The sequence below is a fragment of the Streptomyces sp. NPDC046821 genome, assembly GCF_040645335.1.
In the GTDB taxonomy this organism is placed as follows: Bacteria; Actinomycetota; Actinomycetes; order Streptomycetales; family Streptomycetaceae; genus Streptomyces.
In genome coordinates this window covers 48701-62736 of record NZ_JBEYYB010000023.1, presented here as the reverse complement: position 1 = coordinate 62736, position 14036 = coordinate 48701, and the positions used below count along the sequence as shown (strand labels likewise).

The 14036-nt window shown below is 68.4% G+C and carries 18 protein-coding genes and 1 pseudogene; 1 reads left to right on the top strand and 18 read right to left on the bottom strand.

Annotation, left to right across the window (positions count from 1 at the left end):
• Positions 1-19: 19 nt before the first annotated feature.
• The 8 genes from ABZ893_RS34240 to ABZ893_RS34205 all read right to left on the bottom strand — a co-directional run bounded on the left by ABZ893_RS34240 (position 20) and on the right by ABZ893_RS34205 (position 6498).
• A complete protein-coding gene (locus ABZ893_RS34240) occupies positions 20-883 on the bottom strand; it encodes an immunity 49 family protein (RefSeq protein WP_361411887.1) in 864 nt (287 codons plus the stop codon).
• Positions 880-3459: a hypothetical protein gene (locus ABZ893_RS34235; RefSeq protein ID WP_361411885.1), complete on the bottom strand. Its 2580-nt coding sequence runs from the start codon at positions 3457-3459 to the stop codon at positions 880-882. The genes ABZ893_RS34240 and ABZ893_RS34235 overlap by 4 nt, the downstream gene beginning before the upstream one ends.
• Entirely contained in the window at positions 3456-3842 is a 387-nt protein-coding gene (locus ABZ893_RS34230) for a DUF6507 family protein (RefSeq protein ID WP_361411883.1), read from the bottom strand. Before ABZ893_RS34230 ends, ABZ893_RS34235 begins: the two co-directional genes overlap by 4 nt.
• Positions 3843-3915: 73 nt before the next feature.
• On the bottom strand, positions 3916-4224 hold the full coding sequence (locus tag ABZ893_RS34225) for a pore-forming ESAT-6 family protein (RefSeq protein WP_361411881.1): 309 nt from the start codon (positions 4222-4224) through the stop codon (positions 3916-3918).
• Between the two features lie 36 nt (positions 4225-4260).
• A complete protein-coding gene (locus ABZ893_RS34220) occupies positions 4261-4590 on the bottom strand; it encodes a hypothetical protein (protein ID WP_361411879.1) in 330 nt (109 codons plus the stop codon).
• Positions 4591-5427: 837 nt separating this feature from the next.
• Entirely contained in the window at positions 5428-5757 is a 330-nt protein-coding gene (locus ABZ893_RS34215; RefSeq protein WP_361411877.1) for an esterase, read from the bottom strand.
• 89 nt (positions 5758-5846) lie between these two features.
• A complete protein-coding gene (locus tag ABZ893_RS34210; RefSeq protein WP_361411875.1) occupies positions 5847-6059 on the bottom strand; it encodes a hypothetical protein in 213 nt (70 codons plus the stop codon).
• Positions 6060-6150: 91 nt separating this feature from the next.
• Positions 6151-6498, bottom strand: a complete 348-nt coding sequence (locus ABZ893_RS34205; RefSeq protein ID WP_361411873.1) for a DUF317 domain-containing protein — start codon at positions 6496-6498, stop codon at positions 6151-6153.
• A 214-nt stretch (positions 6499-6712) separates the two neighbouring features.
• On the opposite strand from ABZ893_RS34205, the gene ABZ893_RS34200 reads away from it, so the two are divergent.
• Entirely contained in the window at positions 6713-6979 is a 267-nt protein-coding gene (locus ABZ893_RS34200; RefSeq protein WP_361411871.1) for a hypothetical protein, read from the top strand.
• Between the two features lie 4 nt (positions 6980-6983).
• Here ABZ893_RS34200 and ABZ893_RS34195 read toward each other — a convergent pair whose 3' ends face one another.
• The 10 genes and pseudogenes from ABZ893_RS34195 to ABZ893_RS34150 form a co-directional block, all read right to left on the bottom strand.
• The gene (locus tag ABZ893_RS34195) at positions 6984-7472 is read right to left on the bottom strand and encodes a hypothetical protein (RefSeq protein WP_361411869.1); all 489 of its coding nucleotides are present in this window, start codon (positions 7470-7472) and stop codon (positions 6984-6986) included.
• Between the two features lie 56 nt (positions 7473-7528).
• Complete coding sequence (locus ABZ893_RS34190) at positions 7529-8476, bottom strand: DUF317 domain-containing protein (RefSeq protein ID WP_361411867.1); 948 nt, start codon at positions 8474-8476, stop codon at positions 7529-7531.
• A 119-nt stretch (positions 8477-8595) separates the two neighbouring features.
• Entirely contained in the window at positions 8596-9438 is an 843-nt protein-coding gene (locus ABZ893_RS34185; protein WP_361411865.1) for a winged helix-turn-helix transcriptional regulator, read from the bottom strand.
• A complete protein-coding gene (locus ABZ893_RS34180) occupies positions 9360-10307 on the bottom strand; it encodes a large ATP-binding protein (protein ID WP_361411863.1) in 948 nt (315 codons plus the stop codon). Before ABZ893_RS34180 ends, ABZ893_RS34185 begins: the two co-directional genes overlap by 79 nt.
• The gene (locus ABZ893_RS34175) at positions 10304-10975 is read right to left on the bottom strand and encodes a hypothetical protein (RefSeq protein WP_361411861.1); all 672 of its coding nucleotides are present in this window, start codon (positions 10973-10975) and stop codon (positions 10304-10306) included. The genes ABZ893_RS34180 and ABZ893_RS34175 overlap by 4 nt, the downstream gene beginning before the upstream one ends.
• Entirely contained in the window at positions 10972-11448 is a 477-nt protein-coding gene (locus tag ABZ893_RS34170) for a hypothetical protein (protein WP_361411860.1), read from the bottom strand. Before ABZ893_RS34170 ends, ABZ893_RS34175 begins: the two co-directional genes overlap by 4 nt.
• Positions 11445-12227 (bottom strand): glycosyl hydrolase, encoded by a 783-nt coding sequence (locus ABZ893_RS34165; RefSeq protein WP_361411858.1) that lies wholly within the window; start codon positions 12225-12227, stop codon positions 11445-11447. Before ABZ893_RS34165 ends, ABZ893_RS34170 begins: the two co-directional genes overlap by 4 nt.
• A complete protein-coding gene (locus ABZ893_RS34160; protein WP_361411856.1) occupies positions 12224-12829 on the bottom strand; it encodes a DUF4913 domain-containing protein in 606 nt (201 codons plus the stop codon). The genes ABZ893_RS34165 and ABZ893_RS34160 overlap by 4 nt, the downstream gene beginning before the upstream one ends.
• Positions 12830-12922: 93 nt before the next feature.
• Positions 12923-13870, bottom strand: a complete 948-nt coding sequence (locus tag ABZ893_RS34155) for a DNA cytosine methyltransferase (protein ID WP_361411923.1) — start codon at positions 13868-13870, stop codon at positions 12923-12925.
• 46 nt (positions 13871-13916) lie between these two features.
• Positions 13917-14021: pseudogene (locus tag ABZ893_RS34150) on the bottom strand (DNA methyltransferase); the annotation flags it as partial.
• Positions 14022-14036 lie beyond the last annotated feature (15 nt).

Here is a 14036-nt window from a genome sequence, read left to right as displayed (position 1 = left end):
CTCTTCTCACAGCACCCACCTACGTGGGGAACTCGCCCAGCCAGCTGTGCTGCAGCAGATGCTTGGGCAGATACTCGGACTCCACCTCGATCGGGAGCTCCCCGTCGTACGCCCAGCAGGCAATGGCCAGCGGCCCGAGGGCGAGCGCACCGTCGATGTCGGTGCTGCGTTCCTCGGTCAAAGTCCAGTACGCCTTATGCAGCTTCAGCGCTTCTTCGAGAGCGGGGCTGAAGCCAGTCACATCGCGGCGCACGAAATGGTAGAAGAGGTTGATCGGCGGATAAAGAATGCCCTGCAGAAGATCCCTTGGAGCAACTCGGGCCACCGACGGGTCCGACATCTGGATCGCCTGGGTGAGTTTCTCCACCAGACCTGGACGCCGCAGCCAGTAGGTCTGCAACGTGTCCACCCAGTGGTAGATGTACTCGTCGTACTGCCCCTCAGGTGCTCGCAAACGCTCCAGGGGGACTTCGCACAGCTGCGTCATCCGGTCCGGCTCGCGGCAAATGACTGCCAGCCAGAATGCCTGCAGCCAGGTGCCCGCGTCGGCAGTCGACATCGGGCCGGCAGCAGGTAGTGAACGGTCCTTTCGGGCAATGCGGCATTGAACCGCGCCCTCGCTGATCCCGGTCACTTGAAACAGAGCCGAGCCCAGCTGCATGGCTGTGACAGCCGCTTCCCATGTTTCCGCTGCCGCGGCCCGCGGATCGATCACACAGCGCGCGTGCAGCGCGAGGATGGAGGCACTGAACGTCGAGTCAATCGTTACTGTGGATGTCTCGAGCCGGTCGATGCTCCTGCCCAGATGCTCGGTCAGACGCTCGGAGTACGTCTCGGCGTCGGGTCCTGCGGGCAGGCCATGCCGCTCGATGTGTACGGTCACGAAAGCGTCCCCTTGCTGATATCGAACCGGCGGTACTGGTAACCGGCGTAGATTCCTGTGTTTTTCTCACCCTTGACGAGGACGTACTCTAGCTTCCCTTCAGATAGGGCTCGCTCGAGCGTCTCAACAGTGTCGAGTTCGCCTCGCTTCCTCATGACACGGATTATGTCGTTGAAGTATTCCTTGCTGCCTTGAGAGACCTGCCTACCGCCAGGGAGAGTGCGGCGGCCGAGATCGGTATCGGTGCTGCTCTTGGCTTCAACAACAACGACACGGCCGTCATCGTTTGTCCACACCTGGTCGAACTGATCGTTCCCATTCTTCGGCCCCAGGAGGGGTTGACTTTCGAAGTCTGGATAGTGCTCGGCGATGTAGTGGTGTTCGGCTGCCGCCTCGCCGAACTCCTCCGCCTTTTCTCCCATTTGAGTGTGGGACTCCTTGTAGGTCCCCTTTGCTTCGCCCCACTGGGCTTGCGAGTCGATTGTTTGATGCAATTCGTGAGCCCTGGCTGCGTCCGCCTTCAAATCCGCAGCCAAATTGTCCCATTGGATGGCGTGATGGCGGTCTTCAGCGGCCTTCTGCAATACCCGAAGCCTGTGCGGGTCCGAGACTGTGTCTGCTCCCACGCGGATATACCCGTCATCCAGGAAGTGCGGCTTCGGCGGCTCCGGCGCGTCCTTGGCGCGGATCCACGGCACGTCCTCGGACGAGCGCGTCAGCTGCGGAGGCGTGTACCCGCTCTCGTCGTAGCGCTCCAGGAGCTTACGGGTGCCGTCCTTACGGTAGTAGAGCTTGCGGTAGCCGGGCTCATGGTTGGCCCGGTAAACCTGGATCTCCTCGATCTGCTCCCGTGTCAGGGAGTTGCGAGGCCCGTAGGGGTTAGAGCCGTCGCGCATGGATGCGGGGCGCTGGGTCTGAGGCTGTTGCCCATCGGCGTCACCCTGGGGCCTTGTTGGGCCGTCTGCACCGTTGGCTGCATCATGGTCGACCCTGCCCAGGTCGTCCGCGCCGGCGCCTCCGTGTCCGGGCGACCCGCCTCCATTGCCTCCTGGGCGCTGCGGCGGAACATCGGTGCCGTTCCCCGGGTGTCGGGCCCCATCGCCTACTGCGTCGCCGGTCGACGGAGTGGCGTTCCGGGCACTGGCGTGGCCCGCGGTTGCCTCACGTCCCGTGCCAGAGGCAAGGCCGTCGCCGGCGTGTGCAACAACGTTCGGGGTCCGTGAGACGGCTCCGGCCATGGCGGGCTGCCTGGCCGGGGCCGGTTCCGGTGTGGCGCTGCCGGTGTGGGGCTGTTCTGCCTTGGGTCCGTCGGGGACGACGTTGCCGTGCTTGTCGTAGGCGATGAACTGGCCGTCCTTGACGAGGACTTTGGAGCCGTCGCTCAGCTCGATCACGCTGTGCACTGCGCGGGCGTCTGCCGTGGTTGCCTTGGTCGCCGGCAGGAGGCGTGCGGTGAGGTCGGAGAGTTTGGGCAGTTTGCTGACCGCTCGCCCGGTGACCTTGAGACCAACGTTGACGGGGTCGATGTACTCTCCGACCTTGGCGGCGACCCCGGCTGTCTTGGCGACGGAGCCTGCCTCGGCCGTCTTGGAGGCGGCAGCCAGAGGGCCGGCGCCGAGGGTGGCCCCGTTGAAGACGACGGTGGCTGCGGCCCGGGCCGGGTTCTCCTCCCACTTGTCCCAGGCGACCAGCCCCTTGAAGAACTCCCTGGCCGCCTTCTTCTGCCGGTCCTCGGTCGGGTCTGCCGGGCCGGGACCGAACGTCTTGTCCATCACCCAGTCGTACGGGGATGCGGTGTATTGGCCGATGCCGCTGAGAACATCGCCCATCCCGCTCCAGGCGGCGCCGGCGCGATCGCTGCCGTGTCCGCCGAGCAGGGTCCACAGCCCGTCCAAGCCGCCGACGATGTTGTCCTTGACGAGGCCGTCCCACAAGAAGCTCTTGGCGCCGTGCCCGAACCAGGCCGCGCTCCACGTCTCGTAGGTCAGCACTTCCTGGGTACCCCAGGGCAGTTCCGCGGCGTGCTCGAGCGTCTTGAGGCCGTATCCGTACATCACCGTCTTCTTGTTGACGGTGTGGCTTCCATTGTCGGTGACGAACTTCGGCCCGCCCACCAGAGCGGAAATGGTGGTGGCTGCCCGGCGTTCGGCGTCCTGGAAGGCGTGCTGTGTGGAGCTGACGCCGTCCATCAGCTCCTGGTGGCGGTGGACCTTGTCCTCATCCTCGGTCCAGTCGTCGTCGCCCTCAACACTGTCGACGAACGCGATCGCGTCCGCCCTGAGCTGCTTGAGCCGCGCGGCCAGTGGGCGGGCCTCGACTGAGTAGGTGTCCAGTGCGCCAGCCACCGTCTCCAGCTTCGAGGCGAAGGCGTCGGAACCGTCCATCACCGGACGAGTGGTGGCGAACAGGTCCTCGGCCTCCGGCGCGTTGTAGAAGGCGCCGAGCATCTGGAAGCGAGAGTGCACATCCTCGCCGCCGTTACGGATGCCGATGGCGTCGCTCTGCAGCGCGGAGACGTCCTTGTCGAGCTGGTCGAAGTCTCCGGTGAACTGCGGGATCCCGGACGGCTGGATCACTTGCTTCCGCCTCCCTTGCCCTGGCCCGGCATATCGATCTTCGGAGCGGACTGTGCGTTGTGCTGGGCGTTGGAGGCCATCTCGATCTGCCCGAGGATGTAGTAACCGGTCGCTTCGCGCGCGCCGTTGACCGATTTCGCCGACCGGGCGGACAGGAAGAGCACATCGTGCAACGTCTCTGCGGCGAACATCTGCAGTGCGGCCTTGACGGGGCCGGTGGGCGCCGTCCCGCAGTACGCGCCGCTGATCGTGCCGGACGAGTTGCCGGCGCTCTCGACATCAGTGCCGTATGCCTTGATGTCTTTGGCCATGTCGTCCATGGCCATCTCGACCAAGCCGGTCACGAATTCCACGCCGGAGGAGGAGATATCCCACCCAGCCATGCCAAACCCCCGTTAAAAAAATTGCATACTTCACGACAGCGACGAAATCCATGCCGCTGATCAATCGGTCTGGTCAACCGATGTTGTGGACGGCAGCCCGCGCCTTGGCGATCGTCGAGTGCGCCGTCCCGTCGTTCTGTTCCAGCGTGGTGCGCACCAGTCGGATGATGTCGCGCACCTCGCCGGCGGCCTTGTTCCAACGGATTTCCTTGCCGTGGTACTCGTCGGACACCCCGTCGGCCAGGTAGTCGGCCATCGCCGTCTTCACTGCGGTGTCGCGGTCACTCAGCAGGGTTTCCAACCGGCCGACGATCCCTTGCAGTCCGCCCTGCACTTCGGCAGAGGCCCCGGTGTCGTATGAGCGGCGGTCCTGAGTTGTCATGATTGATCTCCCCGTGTGTTCTCAACCGGATGATGGTCAGCCGCGGAAGCGGGCCGCGTCGAAATTCGCGGCACCCATGTTGTGCTTCGCGTTGTGCGACTGCTCCACGTCTCCGGAGCCGAACGCGCTGTCCATGCTGGACTGGCCGCCCAGGATCGAGGCCAGCGAGCCGTTCAGGTCCGCGGTGATCTCGTCCGCGTGCCGCTTGAACGAATCGAACGTGGCCTTGCCCTCGCCGTTGAACTTGCCTTCCAACGGTTCCACGGCAGCGATCAGCAGGTGGATGAGAGTCCCCAGATCATCACTGGACCCACTCGTGCTCCGCGTCAGCGTCGACAGTGTCGTCGACCCCATGTCGAACTTCATTTGCTCCCCCTCAGGTCCCGCAGTCGATCGTCGCGCCTACACCAGGTGGCACGCGCGCACCACGAGCTTCACCATTCGCCGGACATCCTCTCCCATCACCCGTTGCAGCGGCAACGCACATCAGGACAGGCGGCTCCATTTCGATGGTGACCATCGCCACCTCAAGGTCGGCACGCGCTGACCGCGCGGCGCGTAGAGTCTGCTGCGGGTGGCGTGCGTCCCCCGCGTCGCCGCAGTACGACTGCTTCGCGTACTTCGGAAATGGCGAACCGGAGTGCAGGGCCTCCCCGAGCCGACTACTTCTGCTTCGCGCGCATCCAGAACCCGGTCGCATAATTTGGGTAGTCGAGCATAAGCAGGTCGGAACCTGCCGGGGATTGAGAGCAGGGTTCCGCCCGCATCAGCGGGTTGTCTGCCAGTTTCGCTGGGGCGTAGTCCGCGTAGTTGACAGACAGACAGACAGACAGACAGACAGACAGACAGACAGACAGACGGCTGCAGCAGCGTGTGCGCGCGGGCATTTCGGCGTCTTGGGGGGCGTGTGAAATGAGACGCAACGACCGGCGTAGGGAAGCAAGCCAGCAAATGCTGAGGAGCGCCACCGACGTATCTCCTCGGAGCCCTCGGGTGGTCAATCGTGTTTGTTGATCACGGCCGCAGCTTATGAGCGGGTTCGGGGGCGACGTGGGGAGCGACCTCCGGATACACCCTGACCTGCTGGTTGTCGCCCATCGTGTCCCCCTCGTTCGTCGGGAGGAGCGTACGCAACCTGTGGCGGGGCGCACGCAAAGGCCGCCCCTGCCTGATCGGCGCGGGGCGGCCATCTGCGGTTCTCGGTCAGATCTCGGCGAGACGGTTAGAGAGGTCGAGGGCGTTGGTTGCGAACACAAGGGCGGCGCACAGGCCGAGCACCTCGTGGATGGTCGGGTGGATCAGTCGCGGCCAGTCGTCATGGGTGGCTGGCCACGAAGCGAGATGGACCTCGGTGGTGGCCAGGCCCAGGTGGGCGGTGACATCCCAGCCGGCGATGGAGGTTGGCTCCCAGTGAAGGCGAATGCGGCCGAGGGGGAGTCTTGGGGATTCGGTGTCGAGCCACGTGACGTCGAGGGGGCCGTTGGACCGGGCGGAGACGCGCTGGACCAGCGCGCCGCGCACGCCGTCCAGCATCGGGTGCACGGCCAGGCCGTTCAGCGGAAGGACGGGCGATCGACGGGGTCACGACGAGATGGAAGCCTCCGTGGCGTTGAGGGATTTGGTCAGGCCCAGGCGAGGGCGTCGCGCGCTCCCACTGGGAGGTAGTCCTCTTGGCCGTCGTCGGCGATGAACGCCATGCCGTCCCGGACGACGACGTCCGCCCCCACGTAGTGCGCGAAGGGGAAGTCAGGGTTGATGGCGAGGCGGACCGGCAGGCCGGGGTCCAACTCCTGGAGTTGGCGGAGCAGGTGGCCGACGGTCAGGTACTGGGGCAAGGGAACCTCCGAGCGGTACGGGAAAGACGGGGCCGAGGTGGCGCCGGTCGAACCACCAGGGCAGCCTCGGTCTGCCCTGGTGGTTCGGTGATCAGTGCGAGGAGTGGGCGACGAGGGCGGCGAGGAATCCGGCGACGGCTTCGGCGGGGGTGTGGAGGCCGAACTCCTGGACCCACGCGTCGCCGTGGGCGGGCCGCACCTGGATCTGCCAGACGATGCCGCGCTTCCAGGCGCTGGTGTCCTCCGGGAGCCAGCCGACGTAGACGCGGCCGTCGGGGCTGGTGGCGTGGACGTTGGCCTCCGGGGTGTCGACGAGCGTCCAGTCGAGGGCGCTCAGGAGATCGAGCACCGGACCCGCGCAGTGGCCGGAGGAGAGCCAGCGGAGGTCTTCCACGGCGGGACGGACGACGGCGGGCAGGAGGGTGGCAGAGGAGGTCATGGTTCGACGATCCCTTCGTTGACCTGCGGTTTTCCCGACACCCGTACGTTGGCATGGTCCGTGCCGAAGTACGTAGTCGTTTCCCGGGACGTGACGTCTGCCGTGGGCGAACTGGAGGCGTCAGCGGGCGGTCAGTGGCACGGGAATGGATCGGCTAACGCGGTTGTCGTAGGTGGGTTGCTGCGACGGTCGCAGGGGAGCGAAGGGGAGCAGGATGGTTGAGGCGAGCAGTCACTGGGACGGAGCTGGGCTGGAGCGCAAGATCCGGGCTGCGGGGCGGCCGTGGACGGTGGGCGATATCACGATGGTCGCCGACGGTCAGTGGGGCGTCGGCGCACAGTCGAGAAGGTGGCCGGACGAGGAGACGGTCGTGGAGCACCGTGCGGCGGAAGAACGGCGCGTCGAGCTGACGGTGGAGGAGCTGGCCCGCATGGTGGGCACCCGCATCGGGGATGCCCACCATGGCGATGACCTGGACTGACCGCTCAGCGCCGTGGCACCGAGGCAGGTGCTGATGGCCCAGCCCCCACCGAAGGAGCCGGCGGGTCGGGCACCTGGCCCGCGGTCTCCGGCACCTGCCCGGAGCGGGCGACGGCGGCCTGGGTCAGGCGAACGGCCGGGGCCCGGTCCTCAGGCGCGGCGGCTTCACGGGCCTCGACCACCCGCCTGATCGCCTGCAGGTAGGTGCGGCTCTCCGTGTGGGCAACGCGGAGATCGACTGCAGCGTTGGTGATCCGGTCCAGTTCATAGAAGTCGGGCACGTACCCGGGTCGGGTGAGGGCGTGGAGACGGTCCTGGTGAACGGTCACCGAGTTGTCGGTGATGGCCAGAGCCGTACGGGTGTGCATGGCCGAGCGCAGGAGCGGGTCCTCGCAGGGGCGGCGGACCGCGAGGACTTCGAGGACTTGGATGGGCTGGCCCCAGGCGTTCTCGATCATGGACGTGGCCTGGTCGAGCATGGTGACGGTGGGCATGACGGAACTCCCGTAGTTGAGGGTGTGGAGGAGGCAGGGGAGGGCTGGTACGGGGATCAGCGGCTGCGTCGCGGAGCTGACGCGCTGCTCGGCGGTGCGGATGCGGCGGGAGCGAAGGTGCTCGGCCGGTTGTGCACCGCGCCCGTGGTGCGGCTTTGAGCGGCCATCACCCGGAGGTCGGCTGCGGTGCGCGGGGCGCGCGCAGCTCGGTGGACGGCCTGGGTGACCGCGGTACGGCGCACGTCGAGCGGAGTCGGAGCGCGGGAGCCCAAGGTCTCGGAGGTCTTGGAGGCTGGGGTGAGGGGGGTCAGTGTGACCAGGTGCGCCATCCGCTGGTTGATCTGGTGTCGTTCGCGGATCACCGGGGCCGAGTTAGCCATGACGGCCGCGGTCGCGGCAATGAGGTGGGATGGGGTGCGTTCGGTGAATACTGCCTCGGCCCGAGTGCCCCATCCTGGTGGACCGGCCCAGAGGGTGGTGGTCTCGTCGTCCCAGCCGGAGGGGCGGCTGTCGATCAGGATGCCGGCTTGTCCGTCGGGGGCGACGATCTCCACAGTGCCGCGCTCGGCGCCGCTGTCGCGTGTCCAGCCGGCGTCGGTCAGCGGCCGGACGTAGTCGGTCCAGCGATACGAGGGGTTGGCCAGGAAGCGGCCTTGGCCGTTGTAGGCGTCGGCCTGGGCGTAGTCGTGGGCCAGGGCGGTGGTGAGGCCGGCGACGATCTCGGCCGGGGTGACGTGGTTGAAGGTGGCTGTCCAGCGGGGTGTGGCGACGGCGTCTGTGGCTGCGGTGATCTTCCAGAGTTCGTAGTCGTCGCCGAACCAGCCGATACGGATGCGTTGGTCGGGCGAGGTGACGACGAGTTGGCAGGGGCCCTCGTCGAGGTAATGGTGCGGCCAGTGAGCGACGGGGGCGAAGCCGGCCGTGCCGGTCCCGTTGGATCCGGCCAGGTACATGGGGCTGACCAGCACGTCTTCGTAGAGGTGCGTGTCGTCAGGGGTGGGCATGGTTGAAGCTCCGGGGCGTGGGGGTGGGGAACGGGCCCGCGTGCGCAGCGGGACGGGTGGTGGCTGGTGCGCACGCGGACGCAGTGGCGGCGGGACGGCTCTGGTTCTCCCCACGCGGGTCACCGGGACCGGCCCCGGGCCGACTGTGAGGTCATGGCCGTCGGCACCCGCGGTTGCGGCTGCGGCGCATGGCTGAACAGCGAATTCGGCACGGCAGCGCTGCGGCGAAGAGCCGCAGCCGTACGGGCGCCGTCCACGTCTAGTGGGACACTGGTGTGGGAGCGTGTGGCCGCCCTGACGACGGCCGGTGGAGACGAGGTCCTTGGCACGGGGAGGGACTCGCTCCAGTGCTCGATGCGCGCGTACATGGCCCCCAGCGCCTGACCGGCGTCGGTCAGCGCGTAGGGGTCGCCGTGGCGCGGCCCCGTGCGGGCGAGCAGGCCGTCGGCTTGGAGTCGGAGGAGCCGCTGCCGAGTGTGTCCGTTGTCCAGACGGGCTTCCTCGGCGATGTGGACGAACCGCATCGGGCTGCCTGCGTCGAGAACTTGGATCACGGCGGTCGAGTGCCGACGGTGCAGTCGGCGCAGGGCGTCCTCGACGCGCTCGGCTTCAGGCATCCGGCCCAGCGACAGGTAGGCGCGGGACCTGTCCGACACGGTGCGATACAGGGGATGCAGGGACTTGCCGAGCGTACTGAGCCGGTACGGAGCGCCGCGCCGGGATTCGTCCCGGGTGACCAGCCGGGCGGTGTGCATCGTGGACAGTCGCTTGCCGACGAATTGCTCGCTGATAAAGGGGAGTTGGGTGGCGACGTCGTGTATTCGCATGGGGCGCTTCCCTTGGGCCAGCGTCATCGCCGTCCAGGTGGTCCACTTCGGCCCCATCAGGGAGAGTGCGTCATCGACGCGCTGTGCATCGACTGTGCCAATGGAGAAGACGGGAGGCTGTACGGGGGTGGACATCGAATGTCCTTTCTTCGGACGGGGTTCGGACGGGGGCAGAGGGAACGGGAGGGTTTGCCGACCGGCGTGGTGGCGGGCAGGGCGGCCGATTCGACGTGGCGATTGGTGGTCGCCGGGGTGTTGCTGCGGCTGAGGGCGGCGGACACCTGCGGTGTCGCCGAACGCGCGTCGTGCAGGGCGGTTTCACCCTGCGGCGTGAGCGAGAGAAGCCGGCCGGGCCGGTACAGGCTCGCGCTGGTGTCCTGGTGCAGCAGCCCGTCGGCGACCAGCCGTTGCACGGTCTGGGGCCAGATCGCCGGGTCCTGCCGCTGGGCCTTCTCCGACACGACGTAGCGGTCGTCGCCGATCCCCGTGAGACGGAACCGGACGCCGCCGGCCTCGAGGGCTTCGAGGGCTCGGATCTTGCGGTCACCTGCGATGGCCCAGCCGTCGTCCCGGCCGGGCCCCTGGTCCTTCTCCTTTCCCAGGTCGTGCACCGGGGCCGTTGAAGGGCGCGCTGTTTCCTGTTCGGGCTGGAGGCGGCGGAAGGTGGCGATGGACCGGGTGAGTTGTTCGTAGGCCGCGCCTCGGCGGGCGACCAGCAGCTCGATCTGCGGGCCGGTGGTCCGCAACACGCCGTACCAGCCGCGCATACTTGCGTGCTCGCCTCGGGCAACGGGCGCGAGCAGGTCGACGGCGGACTGGGCGGTGCGGGTCAGTTCGCCGTGCAGCTCGTCGACCTCGCCGGCGGCCTCGGCGACCATCCTGCCCACCAGGCCGAGCGGGTCGCCCAGCGTTTGGTTGTCGCTCAACGCCCAGGGGTCCTCCACGCCGAACTCCTCGGCAACGAGGTGCGCGCCGGGCCGCTTGGCCGCGTCGTGGGGGTTCACTGCGTCGCCTCCATCCGGGCGAGCAGCGAGCGGACCAGGGTGGGCAGGCTGTTGGGCCCGTCGCCGACCCAGACATGGTCGGTCATCGCCTCGCCGAGGATGCACGCGGCGTCTTCGAGCAGGCCGCTGGAGATCTCGACGCAGGCGTCGGTGATCCGGGAGGCGGCGAGCAGCGACTCGGACAGGACCGCGACGTAATCGGCCGGCGGGAGGCCGGCGGTCTCGGCCGCGCTGCGGATCGCCGCCAGCTCCAGCGCGCTGAACGAGAAGTCGAAGTTGCTGTCGTGCTCGGCGTTGTCGCGCGCGGTGACGACCGGGTCCAGGGGCTCAATGGGGATGCCCGCGCGGGTGCAGATCCGGTCGACGGCGGTGGTCAGCTCGGCGAGGGACTCAGTGAGCCACCCCAAAGCCAAGGCGTAGGAGGCCAGGGTGAACAGGACCGCCGGGGTGGCGGGGCGGGGCTCATCGGCCACGAAGCCTTCGAGTCGGTCGTTCAGCTCGCCGACGACCTGGGGCCCCGCGGCCAGTGCGCCCAGTACGGGGTGCAGGTAGGAGCGGCTGGGGGCCGTCGGGTATTCGGTGGTGAGGATGGCGGAGACGCTCTGCGAGGCCTCGGTGAGGAGGCCGGCCAGGTCGGTACGGGACAGCGGGGCTCGGTCGGTGGTCATCGCTGAGGGGCCTTTCGGGAAGCGGCGGCCGTGGAGCGGGCCGTGGGGGGAGGGGCTGTGGGGGAGGCCGTCGCGCGACTGGTGGTGAGGGTGGAGCGGGACCGGGCGGCCTGGACCCGGGCCTCGGCGGCGGAGGCCGTTTCGGTGTCCTGCTGGGGGCCGGTGCGCAGGTGGGCCGAGCGGTAGACCGCGTAGTCCTTCCGACTTCCGGCGGCGACGAGATAGACCTCGCGTTTGTGGGTCGAGGTCGGTGGGGCGGGGCGGAACTGGATGACCATCCGGTAGGCGACGGAAGGGTCGACGTAGACCTTGTGGAAGCCGGAGAGACGGCCCTTCAGCGGCAGGCAGTCGTCACTTCCGTGGACCAGGTTCTGCAGTTCCAGCAGTGCCAAGTCCCGTACCTCGTCTGGAAGTTCCCGCAGGTCGGCGATGGCGTCGGGGTGCGCGGCGAACGCGAAGCGGGCGCGGCTCACAGCAGCCTCCCCTGCCCCGGACGCTGGACCGCCCCCGTCGTCGGCGGCACGCGGGTGGCGTCGAGGCCGGACTTCGACGTGGTGGAGGCGGCGGCCGACCGGGCCAGGGCGGCACGGGCGATGCGGGCCCGCAGGACGGCGCCGTTGCGGCTGCTGTACTCCGGCGGCTCCGGGAGCGGCCCGTTGCGGTCGTTCAGCCAGGAGCGGGCGGCATCCACGTCGGCGAAGGCACCCTCACGCATCGTGTAGGTGCCGGCGTCGTGGTTCCACTCTTCGTGGAAGACGCGAACCGGCGCCTGACGAGCATCGGAGTCGCGGGTCAGCGTCCAGGTCTCGCTCGGGTCGTAGTCTGAGGTGTGGGTGTCGAGGACTTCGTAGCGAGTGCCGGACTCCCGGATCTGCTGTTCCACCTGGAGGGTGAGGTCGTCGTCGGGCTTGAGGTGGTCGTTGCCGACGAGAGCGATGTGCTCGGGTGGGCAGCCGCGTTCGGCAAACCAGTTCTGGGCGAAGGCCGTCGTGGCGTGGTGGCTCGTCTGCAGAGTGAACGTGGAAAGGCTGAGGTCCCGAGCGACCGCGATTGCAACGAGCTGGGGCGAGTTGGGGATCCCCCATGTCGCCGATTGGTCGTGGGCGAGGACGAAGCTGTGCGAGCCGTTGGGCGTGGTGTGGTGCTGGGACAGGACCTTCATGTCACCGGACCAGAGCCTGTCCAGCTCCTCCTCGGAGGCGGCATCGGCGGGCGCGAGCTCGTCGAGGTCGAAGTCGAGGTCGTCGTTCACGCCGATGCTCCCGCCTGCTTGGGCGACGGGGTGGCCAGCACGCGGTGGTTGGGCCGGGTTGTGCTCGTCGTGCACGCGGCGAAGGGCCCGTCGGGGGCGCGCAGGTGCACCAGCGCCTGGTCCAGGTGGTCGCGGTGCCAGGTCGAAGGACCGGACAGGCCGGCCTCCGTGTCGGTGAGCTGCTGCCACGCGAGCCAGAGCGCGTGGAGCCGGGCGACGGCCTCGGGGTGTTCGTGCCACTGCGCGCACCACGGTCGAGTGGTGCTGATCTCCCGGCCGTAGACCGGGAGGAAGAGGTGGTGCACCCAGTTGCTGAGGACGGTGAGTTCGGCGGCGTATGCCTTGCCGCCCAGGGCGACGATGAAGACCGAGGAGGGCCCGTCGGGCTGAGTGGTGTCGGCCGCCTCGGCTGCCGAAGCGCCGTCTCCCTGCTGGGGGTCAGCGGGATCGGGTGCGGGTTCGGAGCCGAGGCGGTCGAGAATGATGCCGTGCTGCCTGACCTCGGCCATGGTCTTGGCGAGGGCGCTGGCAAGGTCGTCGAGGTCCCCGTCCGGGACGCGGAACGGTTCGGGGACGGAAGAGGTAGGGCTGGGGTCGGGCATGGGGGCTTGCTCCATCTGTGAGACGGCGACATGCCCGAGAGGATCCGGAGAAACCACGGTTTGGCCGGGCCGGGAAAACCCGGTAGTGGAGCGCTACCCGCCCGCACAACGCGGGCAGCGCGGGAAGGGAGGTGCCAGCAACTGCAAGGCACGCGCGGCCTGTTGGGGGACAACGCCGTTACCGAGCGCGGTGAGCTGCGCCGGCCGTCCGAGCCCCGGGGTGGCGGTGACCCAGCCGGACTCCAGGCCCTGCATCCACTCCACGAAGTCGGCCCGCAGCCGCCCGGCCCCGTCCGTGGGGTCCGGTGCGGGACGGGTGAGCCTCTCCCAGCGGGTGATGGCGGCTGCGTACGGTCCCCATTGCCGGTGCGGTTCTCGGCCTCCGGCGACTCCTCCGCCCACAGTGGCAGGGCCGCCGCCGTCCGGGAAGGGCGCCGCTCCTTGCCGCTGGTCCGACGGGCGGGGGAGAGCGAGGCCGCCGCACTGGGCAGGGTCATGTCCCCGTTCCCGTGCCGCTGGTTGGGCGAGCCCTTGATCCCGTCCGACGCCTTCGGGGTCGGCAGTAGCCACTCGACCTCGTCGGCCAGGTTCGGACCGTGCCCGCCGCTCTTCCGCTTCGTGGGGTGCTGGGAGCCGCCGTTCTTGCCGATGTTGCTGGTCGGCGTCTTGAGCAGAGTCTCCGGCGGGCCAGGCGGCAAGGAAGGTCCGCTCGCGCCGGTGAGGGGCCCCGACGTCGGAGGCACGAAGCACGATCCACTTCGCGTCGTACCGCAGGTCGGCCAGGGATCCGAGTACGGCACCGAGTGCCCGCAAAGGAGGCTGACCTGGGGTGTCTCCCAGACACCACGGGCAGGGCTCCACGTCGCCAGGGGAGCCGGCGGGGGAGGTGAGGAGGCCGCGCACATTCTCGATCACAACCAGGCAGGGTCGGAGGGCCTCGACCGCACGGGCGACGTGCAGCCAGAGCCCGGAGCGGGTCTGGGCGTTGAGTCCGGCCCGGCGGCCGGCGACCGAGACGTCTTTGACAGGGGAAACCCGCAGTGAGGACGCACACCCGGGGGACGGCGGACCAGTCGACGGTCGTGATGTCGCCCAGGTTCGGGACGCTCGGCCAGTGGCGGGCCAGGACGCGCGAGGCGTTCGGATCGACCTCCGCGTGCCAGGCCAGGGTCCCGCCGAGGGCGGACTGCACGCCCAGGTCGAGGCC

Bases quoted from the DNA above. Each gene is read 5' to 3' on its own strand.
- ABZ893_RS34230 (WP_361411883.1), bottom strand. From the start codon at position 3,842: ATGGCTGGGTGGGATATCTCCTCCTCCGGCGTGGAATTCGTGACCGGC.
- ABZ893_RS34225 (WP_361411881.1), bottom strand. From the start codon at position 4,224: ATGACAACTCAGGACCGCCGCTCATACGACACCGGGGCCTCTGCCGAA.
- ABZ893_RS34220 (WP_361411879.1), bottom strand. From the start codon at position 4,590: ATGAAGTTCGACATGGGGTCGACGACACTGTCGACGCTGACGCGGAGC.
- ABZ893_RS34215 (WP_361411877.1), bottom strand. From the start codon at position 5,757: ATGCTGGACGGCGTGCGCGGCGCGCTGGTCCAGCGCGTCTCCGCCCGG.
- ABZ893_RS34205 (WP_361411873.1), bottom strand. From the start codon at position 6,498: ATGACCTCCTCTGCCACCCTCCTGCCCGCCGTCGTCCGTCCCGCCGTG.
- ABZ893_RS34200 (WP_361411871.1), top strand. From the start codon at position 6,713: ATGGTTGAGGCGAGCAGTCACTGGGACGGAGCTGGGCTGGAGCGCAAG.
- ABZ893_RS34195 (WP_361411869.1), bottom strand. From the start codon at position 7,472: ATGCCCACCGTCACCATGCTCGACCAGGCCACGTCCATGATCGAGAAC.
- ABZ893_RS34190 (WP_361411867.1), bottom strand. From the start codon at position 8,476: ATGCCCACCCCTGACGACACGCACCTCTACGAAGACGTGCTGGTCAGC.
- ABZ893_RS34185 (WP_361411865.1), bottom strand. From the start codon at position 9,438: ATGTCCACCCCCGTACAGCCTCCCGTCTTCTCCATTGGCACAGTCGAT.
- ABZ893_RS34175 (WP_361411861.1), bottom strand. From the start codon at position 10,975: ATGACCACCGACCGAGCCCCGCTGTCCCGTACCGACCTGGCCGGCCTC.
- ABZ893_RS34160 (WP_361411856.1), bottom strand. From the start codon at position 12,829: ATGCCCGACCCCAGCCCTACCTCTTCCGTCCCCGAACCGTTCCGCGTC.